The sequence below is a fragment of the Mucilaginibacter sp. OAE612 genome (genome assembly GCF_041806395.1).
In the GTDB taxonomy this organism is placed as follows: Bacteria; Bacteroidota; Bacteroidia; order Sphingobacteriales; family Sphingobacteriaceae; genus Mucilaginibacter; species Mucilaginibacter rubeus.
Window position 1 is genome coordinate 2,463,114 of sequence record NZ_JBGMUW010000001.1, and the last position, 17,927, is coordinate 2,481,040.

Consider the following 17,927-nt stretch of genomic DNA (forward strand, 5'->3'; position numbering starts at 1 on the left):
CAGTTATGAAAATTACAAATTTCGCAGTTAAGAACTACCAGTTCACACTGATCATATTTTTGCTTGTCGCAGTAGTAGGCGTGTTAACGTTGTTTACCATGCCGCGGTCGGAAGATCCGACCACCCATCCGCCGCAATACCTGATCACGGTGATCTATCCGGGCACCAGTCCGAAAGATATGGAAGAGCAGGTAGTAAAACCCATTGAGAACAAAATTTACGGACTGGAAAACATCGAAAAGATCCTGACCACTGTGGAAGACGGTGTTGCGGTTATCCAGCCGAAATTTAAATATGGCGTAGATGTAGATAATAAGTACCAGGAAATATCTACGGAGATCAATGCCTTGAAAAACAGTGAACTTCCAAAGGATATTTACATGATCAAAACAGAAAAGATCTCATCCTCTGATGTAAAGGTACTGCAAGTGGCATTGGTTTCTGACAATGCTTCCGGGAAATTATTGAGGGATAAAGCGGATATTCTGAAAACGCGCCTGGAGAAGATCACCAACCTCAAGGATGTTAAGTATTTTGGAATGCCCGAGCAAGAGATCCGGATCGACATGCAGCTGGATAAACTGGCTCAATTAAAAATACCGCTCAATGTGGTCATAGGCAGTTTACAAAGCGAGGCAGCGGATATCCCTGGCGGCAGCATCAACCTGGACAGCAAGATATTCAACGTAAAGACCAGCGGCAAGTTCAAGACCGTTGATGATGTGGCCAATACTGTTATTTATAATGCCAATGGCAAGATCATATATCTGAAAGATGTGGCCGATGTGAGCTACAAGGATGGCATTGCCGATCATATCACCCGGCTGAACGGGCACCGTTGTGTGCTGGTTACAGCGGGGATGAAAGACAATGTGAATATCGCCAGCGTACAGCAAGAGTTTTTACCGGTACTGGATGAATTCGGCAAAAGCCTGCCCGGGAATGTCCGGCTTGTTAAAAACTTTGACCAGGCTAACATGGTTTCCGAGCGCTTGGGCCACCTGGGTTTTGATTTTGGATTAGCCATCGTTTTAGTGATCATTACCTTGCTGCCATTAGGATTTAGGGCATCGCTTATCGTGATGATCTCTATCCCGCTTTCTTTGGCCCTGGGGCTCATTGCCATGAATTTATTGGGATATTCCTTAAATCAGCTTAGTATCGTAGGGCTTGTGGTGGCATTGGGGCTGCTGGTAGACGATAGTATCGTGGTGGTTGAGAACATCGAGCGCTGGCTTCGCGAGGGGCATTCCCGGAAAGATGCTATCCTGAAAGGTACGCAACAGATCGGGATAGCGGTTATAGGCTGTACGGCTACATTGGTTATCGCCTTTCTGCCACTTGCCTTTTTGCCCGATATGGCTGGTGAGTTTATCCGCAGTCTGCCGATGGCCGTGATGACCAGTGTACTGGCTTCTATGATCGTGGCCTTAACGCTTGTTCCCTTCCTGGGCAGCAGAATGTTAAAGACACATACCCATGGCGAGGGTAACTTCTTTTTAAAGCACCTGCAACGTTTCCTCACCCGATCATATGCCCGGGTAATGCCGCTTGCCTTAAAGTGGCCCAAAACTACTATCGGGATCTCGTTGGCCTTAAGCGGGCTTGCTTTTTTCTTATTTACACAAACCGGGTTTAAGCTTTTCCCGACCTCTGAAAAGCCGATGTTCCTGATCAATATCAAACTGCCTCTGCAAGCTGATATTCCCGAAAGTGACCGGGTGACCAGGCTGGTAGAAAGTGAACTGAAGAAACACAAAGAGATCGTTTATTACACATCTAACGTGGGCAAAGGCAATCCACAGATCTATTACAACGTGCACCAGCAGGATGTAAAGCCTGATTTTGCCCAGGTATTCGTTCAACTGGACGAAGAGGCAAGTCCAAAATCGAAAACAGATCTGATCAAACAACTGCGAAAAAAATTCAACGATTTTCCTTATGCAAGGATAGAAGTTAAAGATTTTGAACAAGGTACTCCGATTGAAGCCAATATTGTGGTGAGGGTTTTTGGTGAGGATCAGGACACCTTACGGAAGCTTTCCTTTAAAGTGGAGGAGGTCCTGAAAAAAAATCCGGGCACTTTTTATATCAACAACGAATTGAATACCTATAAGTCAGACGTCAAAATAAAAATTGACAAAGAGAAGGCCCGTACCTTAGGCGTGTTAACCAGTGATGTGGATAAAGTGGTAAGGATGGCCGTGGCGGGATTAAACGTGGGTGACTATATCGACGACAGGGGCGATTCGCGAAATGTGGTGATCACCCTGCCCAGGAATAAGTTCTCGAATCTGGATGCCTTGAAGAACCTGTACGTAAATAATATCCAGGGCACGCCCGTACTGGTTAACCAGATTGCTACTATTTCGTTTGAAACATCGCCTACGGCGATCAACCATTTCAATAAATCGCGCTTTGTAAAAGTTACTTCCTTAACCAAAGAGCACGTCTTGGCCAATGATATCCTGAAAGAGGTTGTTCCTGAACTGAATAAATTAAAAATGCCGCCGGGCTATTATTACAAGTTATCCGGAGAAGCGGAATCGGAAGGTGATGCCTTAGGCGGCAACTTTCTGTCGGTGATCATCCTGAGCACGTTTCTTTTCGTTGGCGTGCTGCTGTTGCAGTTCAAGACATTTAAAGGGATCATTATCGTACTATCGATCATTCCCCTGGGTATATTGGGCGGTGTGGTATTCCTGCTTTTCACGGGTAACCCGATGTCACTGGTTTCTATCATCGGTTTTATAGGTCTGTCAGGCATACAGGTTAAAAACTCGCTGCTGCTGGTCGATTTTACCAACCACCTGCGTGAGGAAGGCCATAGCATTGATGAAGCAATAGCGATGGCAGGCGAAACCCGATTTCTACCCGTTGTGCTTACTTCCATTACGGCAATCTGCGGTTTGCTTCCAATTGCCTTGAACCCCAATCCTTTGATCGCACCGTTAGCTATTGTACTGATCGGCGGGCTGATCAGTTCAACTATACTGTCGCGTATAGTAACCCCCGTAATGTATAAATTGATCCCGCCACATTTGGAAAGCGACATACATCTAAAAAGTAATTGACAGAAACGGAAAAATATCAAGAGTTTGTAGTAATGGAACAACGAATCTTAAAAACAGTATAAGTGATCTATTTGAAGATATATCACTACTATCGTAATGCCAAAAACTTTTCCACATTATGCTATAATCATCAAATTGAGTGACAAATGTGCGAGATAAAAAAAGCCGTCTCATAAGTCACTTATGAGGCGGTTTCGCCTGAAAAGTGATCCCTACTTTACAAATTTCGAACTATTTTATTTCTGATTTAAGTTTGATAGCTAATTTAGATTTATGAAATTAGTAAATACTTCAGCCTTCATTGTATTTTTTTAATCGAACGCCATCCGCGCCGTTACGCCAATTGTACTCCCGAGTCCCTTAAAAGTCAACTCAGTTTGCATCGCAATTTATTCATAGATTATCGATAAGTTTGAGGTAAACATTATTGCCACTTATTTGGATTTTGAGATCAACCCTATTGGCCTGTACCAGATCATTTGCCTGGCAACCTTTTTTGTGGGACTGACCCTTGCTATCCTGTTGTGGTCTCTTACGGGAGAAAAGCGAAGGGCAAACCGGCTGTTGGGACTTGCCCTGGTGGTACTCGGGTTACAGGTGGCCCAAATGCAGGCGGAATTTTCTCTCCTGCTCGGTCCGTTACTGTATAATTATGTAAAAATCAGCGTAAAACCGGGGCGGGCATGGCAATGGTATGATGTGTTTCATTTGATCACCTTGCTGTTGGGCCTCTTTTTTAAAAGCTGGCATATACCTGCGCTAACGCTGATCTACTTGTTAGTTGCATGGCGACTGGTCAACGCTAATTCCCGGCAATTTCAGCCGGGGTATATGGACCGGCCCTTATATGCTTTCCGGCAGATGAAACGGAGCATGCAGCTATTGATACTGATCAGCCTGCTCTGGCTGTTTGATCATATTTTTAGCCTTTGTTTTGCTGTCGCGCTGATCGGTATCGCATTCCGCGCGGTTTTGGAAACAGCCACCGGAACCTTGGTACGTAGCCCGGTTATTACGCCTTCAGGCATTCGGGAGCGAGGCCGGCGGCTGAAGCGGGCCGTCAACGATGGCCGCCTTTATGAAGATCCGGAGCTGACGATTGGTGCGTTGGCGGAAAAGCTCGGCGTTCAGCCTCACGAATTATCAAGGATCATCAACCAGGGGTTAAAAAAGAATTTCCCCGAATTCATCTCAGAGCTTCGCGTCGCCGAAGTTGCCCGGAAAATGAAGGACCCGGCTTATAACCGCATGACGCTGCTCGGTATCGCCTACGATTCGGGTTTCAACTCCAAGACGTCCTTTCATCGCATCTTTAAGGAATTAACGGGCAAAAGCCCTGCAACCTATCAAAAGGACCTGAAAAAAGAAGTCCCATTTCCTAAACTGGAACCTCGTTACGCAGAACTGCCGATAATTTTGGATCAAAAATCCAATCGATATTTTATGTTTAAAAGCTATTTTAAAATTGCCTGGCGCAATTTACTGCGTAACAAAGTTTCAGGCGCGCTCAATATTAGCGGACTGGCGGTCGGTATGGCTACCGCGATACTCATTGGCCTGTGGATATGGGATGAGCTATCCTTCAATCAATACCACAGGCATTATGATAGCGTTGCTATGGTGATGCAGCACAAGACGTTGAACGGAACCATTAACACCGATGGCGCCGTACCGCTGCCACTGGACGAAGCATTGCGTAAAGACTACGGCCAGTATTTTAAACATATTGTGCTGGCCTCATGGAATGATCGGCACGTCCTCAACTTTGGCGCTAAAAATATCAGCTTCAACGGCAATTTCATGGGCCAGGATGGCCCGGAAATGCTCACGCTCCGGATGCTCACCGGTAACCGCGACGGATTGAAAGATCACTTGGCCATGCTCCTGTCGGCTTCCGCCGCGAAAGCTTTGTTCGGTAATGCCGACCCCTTGAGCAAAGTAATAAGACTGGACAACAAAGACGTTTTCAAAGTAGCCGGCGTTTACGAAGACCTGCCTGAAAACAGCAGTTTTCACGATTTGGCCTTTATAGGCGCCTTTGACTATTATATCCACGCAGCAGGCAATGAAAGATCGCCGACGGACTGGGGCGACAATTCCTTGCAGATGTATGTAGAACTGGCCAACGGTTTGGATATGAGTACGGTTTCGGCCAGGATCAAGGATATCAAGTTAGATCATGTTGATGCGGAAAGCCGGAAATTCAAGCCGGCGATGTTCCTGCAACCTATGCACAAGTGGCATTTGTACTCGGAGTTCAAAAACAGTGTCAATACCGGCGGTGCTATCCAATACGTATGGTTATTTGGTATCATCGGGATCTTTGTGTTGTTGCTCGCTTGCATTAATTTCATGAACCTGAGCACGGCGCGTAGTGAAAAGCGGGCGAAGGAAGTCGGTATCCGCAAGGCGGTGGGTTCTTTACGTGGGCAGCTTATCCAACAGTTTTATTGCGAATCTTTCCTCATTGCCTTTTGCGCGTTCATGATCGCGCTGGTGTTGGTTTGGCTGGCGTTGCCCTGGTTTAATGCTGTTGCTGGTAAACAGAGCCGCATTTTATGGGCACAGCCGCTGTTCTGGGCCGCCTGCCTCGGCTTTACGGTTTTTACAGGCATCATTGCCGGCAGTTATCCAGCCTTATACCTGTCGGCTTTTAACCCGGTTAAAGTATTGAAGGGCACTTTTAAAGCCGGACCGCTCGCGGCGCTTCCGCGTAAAATTCTGGTGGTGACGCAGTTTACCGTTTCAGTGGTGCTGATCATCGGAACGATCATCGTGTTCAAACAGGTGCAATTTGCCAAAGACCTGCCGGTTGGCTACAATCGGGCCAGCCTAATTGATGTGGCAGTTACCAATGATGACCTACATAAACACTTTAGCGCGGTTAGGGCCGACCTACTTGCTACAGGGGCCGTAACCGCTGTCGGTGAAGCATCCAGCACGACAACGGGCATCAACAACAACCGCGGAGATATTAACTGGCAGGGTAAAGACCCTGCTCAAGCGGATTTTTTTGGGAGTATTCGTGTTAACGAAGACTATGGCAAAGCTGTTGGGTGGCAGTTTACCGCCGGGCGTGACTTTATACCAGGCAATGTGGCAGACTCGCTTTCTCTGGTTCTCAACGAAGCTGCAGTCAGATACATGGGCTTTAAAAACCCGGTCGGACAAATTGTTCATGTGGGCAAACGAGACCTGACTGTGATCGGTGTGGTCAAAAATATGGTCATGGAATCGCCGTATGAGCCGGTTAAACAAACGATCTTTTATTTAGGCCCAGGCCCGTTCGCGGATGTGCTGATCAGGATCAATCCCAATGCCGGCGCTCATGCAGCGCTAAATAAGATCGCCGCGGTAAGTAGGATGTATTCGCCCGCGGTACCGTTCGCTTACAAGTTCGTTGATGATGAGTACGCCGGTAAGTTCAAATTGGAAGAGCGGGTGGGCAAACTGGCCGGTGCTTTTGCCGGACTGGCCATTTTCATCAGTTGCCTGGGCTTGTTCGGTATGGCTTCCTTTATGGCCGAGCAACGGGTAAAAGAAATCGGTGTTCGCAAAGTTTTAGGCGCATCTGTTTTTGCGGTATGGCGCTTGCTATCGATGGATTTTATACTATTGATCGGGATCGCTTTGCTGATCGCCACTCCGATGGCTTACGGTTTGATGCACAGCTGGCTCCAGCATTATACCTATCATACCGGATTACCCTGGTGGATATTTGCGAGTGTGGCCATTTTGATGCTGGTGATCACATTGCTGACTGTAAGCTATCAAAGTTTGAAAGCCGCGCTCATGAACCCAGTGAGGAGTTTACGGAGCGAATAAGTTAAATCTGGCCGCGAGGCAGTTAATGTAAAGTTTATTTTTGCTTGCAAATGATCGAAAGCGGTACCAATTTGAAGGTTATATCAAACGAAGTAACTTGTGATTGACGATTCGTATCCAAAGCAATCGGACTTAGCTCAAAAGCCTATGGAAAAAATAGTTGTCATAAAAAAAAGTTGCCAATAAAATTGACAACTTGCCTAAAAAAGTGACCCCGGGTGCCGTCTGACATTTCCCGGTGGTGTAAAATGATCATAGCAGAGATGCTTTGTTTAAATTCTTTAGTTGCCATTCTGGTGAGACAAATTGGGTTACTGGTGAAACACGGTGAAATATTGGCGAAACATTTTTTTATGAAACCTTGATGCAATGGTTGTTTTAGGCGGGTATGTTATTGAGTGGTGAAACAAAAAAACAGCCTTAACGATATCCTAAAGGCTGTTTTTTGAAATTTCAGTGACCCCGGAGAGATTCGAACTCTCGACCCAATGATTAAGAGTCATTTGCTCTACCAGCTGAGCTACGGAGTCATATGTGCCAACTTTTGCCGGGTTGCAAATATGCAAATTATTTTCTTTTTCAGCAGGCTGAATTACTCATAGTTATTAATTATTTTAATCTGCTTATTGTAAAATTAAAGGTTGGAGTAATAACCCGCTTTCATCTTCCTGGTGTTCATTTTATTCCCGGCTCGGCCAAAAAAAAGTTAATTATAGCAACTTCATAACAAAATGTTAATTTTTTTGTTGGAATTTTAACAAAAGGTGCTTAAATTGTAAAACTTAATATCTATCTCTCATGAAAAAAAGAAAATTACTCAAAATTAACAAACTGCTGTATGAAAGTGTTGTTAAAGATTTCATTGCCCAAAACGGCTTAAATGTTCAATATTCGTACACTAAAGATCATTTTTATCTGTTTAGCGACGAATCTACTATTAATCAGCTCGAAACGCAGGCCTCCGGGTTTAACTTATTATAGGTTATAAAATATAAAGGCCAGGTAGTATTATACTACCTGGCCTTTATATTCCTTACCGGTTATTATACAGCGGCGTATAAATCTTCCTGTTGTTTTTGCACTACGGGGCTGTTAATGTATTCATCATAGGTCATGAGTTTATCAATGTAACCACCTGGTGTTAACTCAATAATCCGATTGGCTACCGTTTCAACCAGTTCATGATCCCGTGAGGTGAACAGGATAGTGCCGCGGAAGTCTTTCATACCATTGTTAAGCGCTGTGATCGATTCCAGGTCGAGGTGGTTGGTTGGTTCGTCAAACATCAGCAGGTTGGCTTGCTGCAGCATCATACGGCTAAACATACAGCGCATTTTTTCGCCACCAGATAGCACACTGCATTTTTTCATAACTTCTTCGCCCGAAAACAGCATCCGGCCTAAAAATCCGCGGATAAACTGATCGTCTTTTTCGCCTGGTGAGTATTCGCGCAGCCAGTCAATCAGGTTATCGTTTTTACCGTCGAAGTACTCGCTGCTGTCGTTAGGGATATCAGCCGCGTTAATGGTTACACCCCATTTAAAGGTGCCTGTAAAATCTTTATCGCGGCCTGTTAAAATATTATAGAAAGCAGTAGTTGCCAAACTGTTTTGCGACAGGATGGAAATTTTATCGCCTTTGTTTACAGTGAAGGTAATATTGTTGAACAGCACCTCGCCATTAAGGGTTTTGCCCAGGTTTTCAACGGTCAGGATCTGATCGCCGGCTTCACGACCCAGGTTGTTGAAAATAATACCTGGGTATTTACGGTTTGATGGCTGAATTTCATCCAGGTTGATCTTATCCAAAGCTTTTTTACGGCTGGTTGCCTGTTTTGATTTGGACGCGTTGGCACTAAACCTGCGGATAAACTCCTGGAGCTCTTTAACTTTATCTTCGGCTTTCTTATTTTGCTCGGCGCGTTGTTTTAGGGCCAATTGGCTCGATTCGTACCAGAAGGTATAGTTACCGGTATAAATGGTCATTTTACCGAAATCGATATCTACTACGTGGGTACACACAGTATCCAGGAAGTGCCTGTCGTGCGATACTACCAGTACGATAGCCTCATATGAAGCAAGGAAATCTTCCAGCCAACTAATGGTGTGGATGTCCAAATCGTTGGTAGGCTCGTCCAGTAACAGGATATCCGGTTTGCCAAAAAGTGCCTGGGCTAATAAAACGCGTACTTTTTGGGTGTTATCAAGGTCTTTAACCAGTTGATAGTGAAATTCTTCTTTAATGCCAAGGTTGCTGAGCAGGGTAGCTGCATTGCTTTCGGCATTCCAGCCGTCCATTTCGGCAAAGAGATTTTCCAGTTCACCCGCGCGTTCGCCATCGGCATCGCTAAAATCTTCTTTAAGATAAATAGCGTCTTTCTCCTTCATTACGGCGTACATTTCCTTATGGCCCATCATCACCGTTTCGATAACTGTGAATTCGTCAAAAGCGTAATGGTTTTGGCTCAAAACAGCCATGCGTTCGCCGGGAGTGAAGCTAACCGAGCCGCTGGTTGGGTCAATATCGCCCGAAAGAATTTTCAGGAATGTTGACTTACCCGCGCCATTGGCGCCAATAATACCATAACAGTTGCCCTGTGTAAATTTCAGGTTTACGTCTTCAAACAAAGTACGCTTACCGTAACGTAAAGAAAGATTGGATACCGTGATCATGCTGCACCTCTAATTTGGCGCAAAAGTACGGTAAAATCTTCATTTTAACGATATATGGTGCTGATATTATGGATGGGGATTTTTTGAGCAGCAATTTTTCCCCATAAAATGAAATCCATGGGTATACAATTACACAGAAATGATAATGGAGTGTAAACTAAAAGTATATTTAATACGTTTAATCGCTATATCTAACCGGTTATAATATAATGGTACAGCCTTTGACTAACATACAGTATAAAAATTTATTTAAATTATTTAACAATGGTCATGGGAGCATTAATTATAGGTTTAATTATCATCAATGTGGTAATAGCCATCAACAATACACAAAAGCGCAAAGTATATTAAAATTATATTAATTATAAGATTTAGGGCAAGCCCTAAGCTTAGTTTAAAATATTAAATAAGCTTTGTGTTTCATGGTCGGCCAATTTTTGAAGCGGACCTGATGCCAGCATTTTCATCATCATGCTAAGCTCTGCGCCAATGGTGAATAAAATATCAGTATGGTCGTTATTGAAAGATAACGACCATTTTAGTTCCAGGTTAAACGGCGGTTTCTCGGCAGGTATGATCCTTATCAGCTGACCGGGCACACGCTCCTCAATTTTCAAAGCAAGTTTGGCCATATTCTGGATACTGAAACGGGCTTCATCCCGGGTGGATGTCCATTCCTGGATATTATCAGGCATCAGTTGACGGTGATTATTGAAATCGGCCAGGAAATCGTAAACCTCCATTAAAGGCTTGTTAATACTTATGGTACTGGTAAATGTATTCATGGATAGATTTGAGATATTAGATTTGAGATTTGAGACAAATTACGCTGACGAACAATCTAAAAATCAGCGCAATCATCGAAATCAAAAAAATCAACGGTCTTAACTTGCAGCCATTTCACCCCAGGTTGATGGGTTTTCGCGCCACTGCCTGAGCAGGTTTACATCCTTTTCGTTAATGAACTGATGTTCTTCAGCGTATTTAATAAGCGCGTTGTAATTTGATAGGGTTACGTATGGGCAGTTGGCCTGTTTAAAGTTTTCGTCGGCAATATCAAAGCCATAGGTAAATATAGCTGCCAGGCCCGCAACGTCATAACCTGCTGCACGTAACGCTTCAACGGCCTGCAGGCTGCTTTTACCGGTTGAAAGCAGATCTTCAATAACTACAACCCGCTTGCCTGATGTAGTAGCGGCATCGCCCTCAATCATGCTGCCTGTACCATGCTCCTTAGGTTTTGAACGTACATAGATAAATGGAAGGCCTAATTCCTGGGCTACTAAAGCACCTTGCGGTATACCTGCAGTTGCCACACCTGCAATGCAGCCAACTGACCCGAATTTATCCTGTATGGCTGCCACTAATTGCTGCCTGATGTAAGTGCGGATAGTTGGATGAGAAAGTGTAACGCGGTTATCGCAGTAAATTGGAGATTTCCAGCCCGATGCCCATGTAAAAGGATTATTGGGTTGTAATTTAATTGCTTTAATTTGCAACAGGAATTCGGCTACTTGTTGTTCGATCTCATTATTAGTAAACATGGCTCAAAAATACAGAATTTATATTAACGAAAAGGTTATCCTGCTCACAGAATCTGAACCAAAGCATGCAGATAATTTTGAAAGGCTTGATGCAGAGACCTTTGACCTTAAAATTATATATACCTGGATCCTCGCTAATCCTAACAAACTGTTCTACATAAAAACAGCCAACGCTAAGGTGTATCTTAAAGCAGTTAAAAAGAATATTACACTTATTGAAGCGGCAGGGGGCCTGGTTATGAACACTAAGGGGCAATATTTATTCATTTATCGTAATGATAAATGGGACCTGCCCAAAGGCAAAATAGAAAAAGACGAAAAGGTAAAAGAAGCGGCAGTGCGCGAGGTAGAGGAGGAGTGTGGTATAAAAGTAAGCGAACTGGGAGAAAAAATTTGTAAAACATACCATGTATATGTTAACCGCGGCGAGGTAGTGCTTAAGAAAACGCATTGGTTTGCTATGATAAGTAAGGGTAAAGAAAAGCTAAAGCCTCAAAAAGAAGAGGGTATTACCGATGTGCGCTGGTTTGAGCACCATCATATTGAACCGATAATTGAAAATACATTTCCATCCATAATGGATGTGTTGCACAAAGAAAAGCTGGTTACAAATAAGGTAATGCCTCTCTCGGAATAAACTGGCTCACATCGCCATTATAGCGAATGATTTCGCGTACAATGGTTGAACTGATGGATGAATAACCTGGTTTGCTGACGATAAATATGCTTTCGATGTCGGGTGCCAGCGAATGGTTCATCTGGGCAATCGCTTTTTCATACTCAAAGTCTGATACTGTACGAATCCCCCTGATCATGTAAGCGGCGCCTATGCTCTTGCAAAAATCGACAGTAAGGCCTTCATAGGCTATCACGTGGATCCGTTCGTCGTGCGCGAAAACTGCCCTGATCATTTGTTCGCGCTGTTCAACACTCAGCAACCCCTTTTTGCTGCTGTTCACGCCGATGCCTATGTAAAGCTTATCAAAAAGCTCAACAGATCGTTTCACAATATCAACGTGAGCTTTAGTAAGCGGATCAAATGAACCTGGAAAAAGGGCTGTCTTCATGCAGTAAAATTAATGAATAGTTGATTGGATTGTTTAAATGAACGATTGTTTTTTGCCTTTTATCAGCATTATTTAATGCGCGACTTTATATCTGACAAAATGCGCCATTCACATCATCAACAAAATCAACACTAAACCAGCGAAGCCAACTGAGCATACTGCAAAAGCATAATTGTCTTGCCATCTTTTATTTCCCCGGTTTTTACCATTTGCAGGGCTTCGCTGAATGGCAGCTCTAAAACTTCAATATTTTCATTTTCGTGGGCGAGCCCCCCGCCATCACTAACTTTCATTTCTTTGGCATATTCGGCAACAAAAAAGTAAAGGATTTCGGTAACAGAGCCCGGCGACATATAAGCTTCAAAAACCTTTTTAACATCAGTTATTTTATAGCCGGTTTCTTCCTCGGTTTCCTTACGGATGCAATCTTCCGGATTATCCTTATCAAGCAAACCGGCACAACATTCAATCAGCATTCCGTCGGGGTTTCCGTTGATATAGGTTGGCAGCCTGAATTGCCTGGTTAATATTACAGATGACTGTGCTTTATTATAAAGCAAAATGGTTGCGCCGTTGCCGCGGTCATAAGCTTCACGGCTTTGCACAGCGGTTTTACCGTCTTTTTCCGTAACCTCGTAAGTTACTTTTTTAAGGACGTACCAGTTATCTGATAAAATATCGGTATTAAGTATTTTGATTTGATTCATTTTTATTTGATCATTTATGATTAATAATGACTATTTTTGAACGAAAATAGGATTAATAAAATGAACTTTCCAAAAAGAAAACAAAAAATAATTGAGCAGCTCAGTCTAAGTGGAGAGGTTGATATAAAGCAATTGGCTGCCGAACTGAACATTTCAGAAATTACAGCACGCCGCGACCTGAACCAGTTAGCAGCCGATGGATTGCTTTATCGTACTCATGGAGGAGCAACAAAAGTTAATCCTCACGAAAAGCCACATAGCTTTGTGAATAAAAGCGCTCAAAACGCAGCTGTTAAAGATGCCATTTGCCGCAGGGCCGCATCGCAAATCACTGATGGGGATGTTATTTTTATGGATTGCGGGAGTACTGTTTTCAGGTTATGCCAGTTCATTAAAAACAAGAAGATAAAGTTGATAACAAATTCATTACCTGTAGTATATGAGCTTCAGGATAGCGCTGTTAGTGTTAATATAATAGGAGGGGAGCTGGATAAAGAGCGACAGGCTGTACATGGCACCACTGCCATTGAGAATATTCAAAAATACCGTGCAACCAAAGCTTTTTTGGGCGTTGACGGTATTTCGGAAGCAGGATTGTTCGCCAATAGTGAACATGAAGCATCCATTACAACAGCTTTTGCTGCAAACAGCGCATTTACCTACATTCTGTGTGATGCCAGCAAAATAAGCAAGGAAACCTACCTTAATTTTGCAGGCTTAGATATCATCAACGCGATCATTACCGATGCAGATCCTGAGCGGTTAAAGGGCTTTAAAGAAAGCGGGATAGTTATTTTAACGGCAGTTATCTAAACCGGTCTGAAAAACGAAAATGACGAATGCCCGTATTTTCTTTGTTCAACAAAAGCGGGATGATTACTCAAATTTTGCAGGGACTGGTGTTCAACAATTAACAGGCCATCAGGTTTAAGCAGGCTCTTTTCAAAAATAACTTTTGGCAAATCGGGGATCCTGTTCAGGTCATAGGGCGGGTCGGCAAATATCAGATCGTATTGTTCCGTTTCAATATTCAGGTATTTGAATACATCTTCGCGGTAACTTTTTATTTGTGTAAGCTTATGCTGCCGCGAGGTATCTTTAAGATAATTAACGCAATGAATACTCCTGTCGACAGATATAACTTCTGAAGCTCCGCGTGAAGCAAATTCAAGCGAGATGTTGCCGGTGCCGCTAAACAGGTCAAGCACTTTAATGCCTTCAAACTCAATTTGGTTAAGCAGGATATTAAATAAAGCTTCTTTTGCCAAATCGGTTGTAGGACGAACAGGAAGATTTTTTGGCGGATTAAGCCTTAAGCCTTTTAAACTGCCTCCGATAATGCGCATAATGAAAGAGCCGCTATTGATAACACCCTGTGAGCTACAACCTCCGCGGGTAATTGTAACACCTGTAAATTATTGACTTCGGCCACTTTGAAAAATTCGGCCAGGCGACTTAGTCCTTTACTGTCGACATCAATGTTACCGCTTACATATAAGTTGGTATATTTAGCTTCGAGGTTAAGTTCATTGGCAACCAGCACAGTAAAGTAAACCAGTTCATCATCGCCATTAAAATCAAAAGAGTTATAGAAACGCAGTTTGCCGGACGCAAAATGAGCTATCTCCACCTTTTCTTTTTCGATATTGAGGTAAAGGCAGTCGTTGCCGGGATTGTTTTGGGCAATGGCAGTCAACCAGCCTTTTGATGTAAAAACGGTATTACGGATGCCAAATTCTTCTGCGGCACTCACAATGGTTTCGCTGGTATTGTATACGATGATATTCTCTTTGTCTAATACCTGGGCTATAACTTTGCTGTCGGCTTTTACATCCAGGAAACGGGCCAGGTTCGGCAGGCGCTCGCCGCTAAACAATTCTGCCGGCACCAGTGTAAAGCTGTGAGCAGGTAAACCGATAATTATTTGCCCGTACTTGGCCGACAGCAGGTCAAGCAATTCCTGCGGATCGCTTAGCTCATCAAATGGGTAATTTTCGGCCCAGGCTATTAGCTTGCCGTTATTACTTATGGCGTACGAAAACGATTTGTCTTCAACCTGTATTAATAAAGTATAATCCTCAGTTTTATCTAAACTAAAGTTATCATCGTGGTAAGTGTAATTGTGTTCGTTCATACCGGTTTTAACAAAAGTAATATTTTTTGGCAGATACAGTAATTACCGGAGCCCAAATTGGTATGCTGTTATAAAATGCGGGTTAATATCATCAGGATGATAAAGATCAAAATCGGCAATCCTACAGGCTTAGGATAATAATCATTATCCGGAAAATATCTCCTGAAAAAAAACTGGCTTAGAATTAAAGCACCAATCAGGCCAAAACCTATGTTAAGGCCTGCTACCGAAAGCATTGCTGTAACCTGCGCCGGTGTTGGCTGGCCGCCTTTAGCCGTTACATTCATAGCATCAACAACCTGTTGCAGGTTAACGCCCGAATGCATGATAACAAAGTAGGAGAGATAGGAAAAAAATAATACAAAGGCCAGCACCGCCGGAACCGCCTTTCTGTAACCTGCATTATATAAATTGATCACCAGCAGCACCCCGCCAAATATCAGGTTAAAAAACGAAAACCAAAATATCGCTCTTTTGGAGTAAATATCTACATAATCGTCTTCGCTGTATTTTTCGTCCTCTTTGTTTTCGTCAAATTCCATGGCTCAAATGTAAAACTAATCTTACTGAATTAAATTACTTATCATCATTTTTGCAGGGTGTCAAGTCCCGATCATATCCGCCAGTCATTTCCGCATGAGCCAACAGGCCAGCAAACGGAACTTTTTAGCAAGCTGCATGCCTTTTTAAAAAGTACCGAAGGCGACGAATGCTTTATTCTGAAAGGCTATGCCGGCACCGGGAAAACAACTATCGTGGGCGCGCTGGTAAAGGCACTGAGGCATTATAACTATAAAGCCGTGCTGCTTGCCCCAACCGGACGTGCCGCCAAGGTCATTACCAATTACTCTGGGCGCAAGGCTTTTACTATTCACAAACGCATCTACCGTAAAAAATCGGCCTTGACGATCGATGATGGTTTTGCCCTCGCCGATAACCTGGCCAGCGATACCCTTTTTATTGTAGATGAAGCCTCCATGATTTCGGATGAAGCAATAGGCAGCAATCACGTGTCGTTATTGTTTGATTTGCTGAGATATGTTTATAATGATAAAAACTGCAAGCTGATACTGGTAGGTGATACCGCACAGTTACCGCCTGTAGGGGCCGACGACAGCCCTGCGCTTGACGTGCAGCTTATGGGCGATAAATTTGGCCTGTCGATATTCAGCTATGAGCTTACAGAAGTTTTGCGCCAGCAAAAGAATTCGGGTATTTTATTTAATGCCACCAATATCCGCGATCTGATCCGCGAAGAGATCATCGAGATCCCTAAAATTGTAACCAAAGGTTTTAAGGATGTTTACAGGATGACCGGCGAGCGGTTGCCTGAAGGCCTGGAGTACGCTTACCGTAAATACGGTTATGACCGTACACTTATCATTTGCCGCTCAAACAAAAATGCCAATTTGTACAATGGGCAAATTCGAAACCGCATTTTATACCGGGAGGAAGAGCTTACCGGCGGCGATCAGATCATGATAGTGAAGAACAATTACTTTTGGCTGCAGGATAAAGATGAAAATAGTACTGCGTTTATTGCCAACGGCGATATTGCCCGTATAGTAAAAGTACGCCGCACCGAAGAGATGTATGGTTTTCGTTTTGCCGATGTGCAGCTCGAATTTATTGACTATGCCGAAGATCCAACCCTTGATTGTAAGGTTTTGCTTGATACGCTTTATGCCGATTCGCCCGCGTTAAGCCAGGATGATCAGAAACGGTTTTACCAGGAAGTAATGAAGGACTATGAACATTTGCCCAACAAAAGGGCGATGCACAATGAACTGAAGCTCAATCCATATTACAATGCCTTGCAAATAAAATTTGCCTATGCCATTACCTGCCATAAAGCACAGGGCGGCCAATGGGATGCCGTTTTTGTTGATCAGGGCTATGTAACCGATGAAATGATCAATATGGATTTTCTGCGGTGGTTTTATACAGCTCTTACCCGAGCCACTACCGAACTGTTTTTGGTTAATTTCGATAACAGGTTCTATAAATCAAAGGAAGAATAATCTTCAAAGATAAATTTACTTTTGTTAATATAATCTATTGATAATTAGATTTTTAATTACTAATATTAGCAATTAAAAACCAGTATCATGAACCTAAACTTAAAACTCGAAAGAAAAATCAAAACCAAACAATCAACCATTGGCGAATTATCAATAAATGGCGCCTTCGAATGTTTTATACTGGAGGACGTAGACAGAGGGCTAAATAGCGGTATGAGCCTTGCTCAAATTGCATCAATAAAAATTAAAACGCAAACAGCCATACCTACAGGAACTTATAATGTAGTCAAATTTTTCAGCCCCAAACACAACGAAAACCTGCCATTATTAGAGAATGTACCCGGTTTCGCCGGAATTGAGATCCATGTTGGGAATTTTGCCAAGGATACCGACGGCTGCCTTCTCCCCGGTGAAGATAAAGGCGTTGATGCTGTTCTGCACAGTACAATGGCTACAGCTAAACTCAACACAAAGATTTTTGAGGCCCTTAAGGCGGGAGGTACCGTGACCATTGAGGTTGTTTAATATAGCAAATTATAAATGCTTGAAGGTGAAATGACGCATCTACGCCGTCATGCTGAGTGATTAAAATCCATGGACTATGAAGGTTAGATGACAAAGAGGGGCTATCAGTCTGAGCCCGTCAAAGACTCCTGAGCAGAGGCCAGCCCGCCATACTTCGACGGGCTACCCATGACATAATAAAAAATACAGTCATGCTAAACTTGTTTCAGCACCCCACATGCAAGGCCGCTTGCATAGCCGCTCAGCGCGTGGGATCCCGAAATAAATTCGGGATGACGGGTAGTGTAAATGTCATTGCACCTTCAGAGGCCTCCGGATTTAAACACTCAGTATGACACCCATTTTTTAAGTGGTCATT

At 43.4% G+C, this 17,927-nt stretch carries 15 protein-coding genes and 1 tRNA gene; 7 read left to right on the top strand and 9 right to left on the bottom strand.

From position 1 onward, the window contains the following. Positions 1 to 5: 5 nt before the first annotated feature. On the top strand, positions 6 to 3,074 hold the full coding sequence (locus ABID99_RS10250; RefSeq protein ID WP_354483307.1) for an efflux RND transporter permease subunit: 3,069 nt from the start codon (positions 6 to 8) through the stop codon (positions 3,072 to 3,074). Positions 3,075 to 3,512: 438 nt separating this feature from the next. Beyond that, positions 3,513 to 6,899 (top strand): ABC transporter permease, encoded by a 3,387-nt coding sequence (locus tag ABID99_RS10255; RefSeq protein WP_354483305.1) that lies wholly within the window; start codon positions 3,513 to 3,515, stop codon positions 6,897 to 6,899. Positions 6,900 to 7,356: 457 nt separating this feature from the next. Here the strand turns inward: ABID99_RS10255 and ABID99_RS10260 are convergent. Then, a tRNA-Lys gene (locus tag ABID99_RS10260) sits at positions 7,357 to 7,429 on the bottom strand. Between the two features lie 268 nt (positions 7,430 to 7,697). Here ABID99_RS10260 and ABID99_RS10265 point away from each other — a divergent pair. Beyond that, positions 7,698 to 7,880, top strand: a complete 183-nt coding sequence (locus ABID99_RS10265) for a hypothetical protein (RefSeq protein WP_091164514.1) — start codon at positions 7,698 to 7,700, stop codon at positions 7,878 to 7,880. Positions 7,881 to 7,942: 62 nt separating this feature from the next. On the opposite strand, the gene ABID99_RS10270 is transcribed toward ABID99_RS10265, so the two are convergent. From ABID99_RS10270 to pyrE, 3 genes are all read right to left on the bottom strand, one after another. After that, entirely contained in the window at positions 7,943 to 9,571 is a 1,629-nt protein-coding gene (locus tag ABID99_RS10270) for an ATP-binding cassette domain-containing protein (RefSeq protein WP_354483303.1), read from the bottom strand. 389 nt (positions 9,572 to 9,960) lie between these two features. Further along, positions 9,961 to 10,356 carry an SRPBCC family protein gene (locus tag ABID99_RS10275; RefSeq protein WP_354483301.1) on the bottom strand — a complete coding sequence of 132 codons (396 nt, stop codon included), beginning with the start codon at positions 10,354 to 10,356 and terminating at the stop codon, positions 9,961 to 9,963. Between the two features lie 99 nt (positions 10,357 to 10,455). Continuing rightward, positions 10,456 to 11,115, bottom strand: coding sequence for an orotate phosphoribosyltransferase (pyrE, locus tag ABID99_RS10280; RefSeq protein WP_091164523.1), 660 nt, complete (start codon positions 11,113 to 11,115; stop codon positions 10,456 to 10,458). Between pyrE and ABID99_RS10285 the strand changes: the two genes are divergently transcribed. After that, on the top strand, positions 11,114 to 11,752 hold the full coding sequence (locus ABID99_RS10285) for an NUDIX domain-containing protein (RefSeq protein ID WP_354483299.1): 639 nt from the start codon (positions 11,114 to 11,116) through the stop codon (positions 11,750 to 11,752). The two genes, pyrE and ABID99_RS10285, sit on opposite strands and share 2 nt — an antisense overlap. Here the strand turns inward: ABID99_RS10285 and coaD are convergent. Together coaD and nudK are read right to left on the bottom strand one after the other, a co-directional pair. Next, positions 11,721 to 12,182 (bottom strand): pantetheine-phosphate adenylyltransferase, encoded by a 462-nt coding sequence (coaD, locus tag ABID99_RS10290; RefSeq protein WP_354483297.1) that lies wholly within the window; start codon positions 12,180 to 12,182, stop codon positions 11,721 to 11,723. The two genes, ABID99_RS10285 and coaD, sit on opposite strands and share 32 nt — an antisense overlap. A gap of 131 nt (positions 12,183 to 12,313) precedes the next feature. Then, the gene (gene nudK, locus ABID99_RS10295; protein ID WP_373613635.1) at positions 12,314 to 12,889 is read right to left on the bottom strand and encodes a GDP-mannose pyrophosphatase NudK; all 576 of its coding nucleotides are present in this window, start codon (positions 12,887 to 12,889) and stop codon (positions 12,314 to 12,316) included. 60 nt (positions 12,890 to 12,949) lie between these two features. Between nudK and ABID99_RS10300 the strand changes: the two genes are divergently transcribed. Then, the gene (locus ABID99_RS10300) at positions 12,950 to 13,702 is read left to right on the top strand and encodes a DeoR/GlpR family DNA-binding transcription regulator (protein ID WP_354483294.1); all 753 of its coding nucleotides are present in this window, start codon (positions 12,950 to 12,952) and stop codon (positions 13,700 to 13,702) included. Here ABID99_RS10300 and rsmD read toward each other — a convergent pair. The 3 genes from rsmD to ABID99_RS10315 form a co-directional block, all read right to left on the bottom strand. Further along, positions 13,699 to 14,235, bottom strand: coding sequence for a 16S rRNA (guanine(966)-N(2))-methyltransferase RsmD (rsmD, locus tag ABID99_RS10305; RefSeq protein WP_354483292.1), 537 nt, complete (start codon positions 14,233 to 14,235; stop codon positions 13,699 to 13,701). The genes ABID99_RS10300 and rsmD overlap by 4 nt on opposite strands. Beyond that, positions 14,211 to 15,023 carry a DUF3822 family protein gene (locus ABID99_RS10310; RefSeq protein ID WP_373613636.1) on the bottom strand — a complete coding sequence of 271 codons (813 nt, stop codon included), beginning with the start codon at positions 15,021 to 15,023 and terminating at the stop codon, positions 14,211 to 14,213. The genes rsmD and ABID99_RS10310 overlap by 25 nt, the downstream gene beginning before the upstream one ends. Positions 15,024 to 15,091: 68 nt before the next feature. Then, a complete protein-coding gene (locus tag ABID99_RS10315; RefSeq protein WP_373613637.1) occupies positions 15,092 to 15,565 on the bottom strand; it encodes a hypothetical protein in 474 nt (157 codons plus the stop codon). 57 nt (positions 15,566 to 15,622) lie between these two features. Between ABID99_RS10315 and ABID99_RS10320 the strand changes: the two genes are divergently transcribed. Together ABID99_RS10320 and ABID99_RS10325 are read left to right on the top strand one after the other, a co-directional pair. Then, entirely contained in the window at positions 15,623 to 17,044 is a 1,422-nt protein-coding gene (locus tag ABID99_RS10320; protein ID WP_373613638.1) for an ATP-dependent RecD-like DNA helicase, read from the top strand. An 87-nt stretch (positions 17,045 to 17,131) separates the two neighbouring features. After that, positions 17,132 to 17,569 (top strand): DUF5675 family protein, encoded by a 438-nt coding sequence (locus ABID99_RS10325; RefSeq protein WP_373613639.1) that lies wholly within the window; start codon positions 17,132 to 17,134, stop codon positions 17,567 to 17,569. The last annotated feature ends 358 nt before the right edge of the window (positions 17,570 to 17,927 follow it).

What these genes read in the sequence shown, in the direction of transcription:
- ABID99_RS10250 (WP_354483307.1), top strand. Translation starts at nt 6, where the DNA reads ATGAAAATTACAAATTTCGCAGTTAAGAACTACCAGTTCACACTGATC.
- ABID99_RS10265 (WP_091164514.1), top strand. Translation starts at nt 7,698, where the DNA reads ATGAAAAAAAGAAAATTACTCAAAATTAACAAACTGCTGTATGAAAGT.
- ABID99_RS10270 (WP_354483303.1), bottom strand. Translation starts at nt 9,571, where the DNA reads ATGATCACGGTATCCAATCTTTCTTTACGTTACGGTAAGCGTACTTTG.
- ABID99_RS10275 (WP_354483301.1), bottom strand. Translation starts at nt 10,356, where the DNA reads ATGAATACATTTACCAGTACCATAAGTATTAACAAGCCTTTAATGGAG.
- ABID99_RS10285 (WP_354483299.1), top strand. Translation starts at nt 11,114, where the DNA reads ATGGCTCAAAAATACAGAATTTATATTAACGAAAAGGTTATCCTGCTC.
- pyrE (WP_091164523.1), bottom strand. Translation starts at nt 11,115, where the DNA reads ATGTTTACTAATAATGAGATCGAACAACAAGTAGCCGAATTCCTGTTG.
- coaD (WP_354483297.1), bottom strand. Translation starts at nt 12,182, where the DNA reads ATGAAGACAGCCCTTTTTCCAGGTTCATTTGATCCGCTTACTAAAGCT.
- nudK (WP_373613635.1), bottom strand. Translation starts at nt 12,889, where the DNA reads ATGAATCAAATCAAAATACTTAATACCGATATTTTATCAGATAACTGG.
- ABID99_RS10300 (WP_354483294.1), top strand. Translation starts at nt 12,950, where the DNA reads ATGAACTTTCCAAAAAGAAAACAAAAAATAATTGAGCAGCTCAGTCTA.
- rsmD (WP_354483292.1), bottom strand. Translation starts at nt 14,235, where the DNA reads ATGCGCATTATCGGAGGCAGTTTAAAAGGCTTAAGGCTTAATCCGCCA.
- ABID99_RS10310 (WP_373613636.1), bottom strand. Translation starts at nt 15,023, where the DNA reads ATGAACGAACACAATTACACTTACCACGATGATAACTTTAGTTTAGAT.
- ABID99_RS10315 (WP_373613637.1), bottom strand. Translation starts at nt 15,565, where the DNA reads ATGGAATTTGACGAAAACAAAGAGGACGAAAAATACAGCGAAGACGAT.
- ABID99_RS10325 (WP_373613639.1), top strand. Translation starts at nt 17,132, where the DNA reads ATGAACCTAAACTTAAAACTCGAAAGAAAAATCAAAACCAAACAATCA.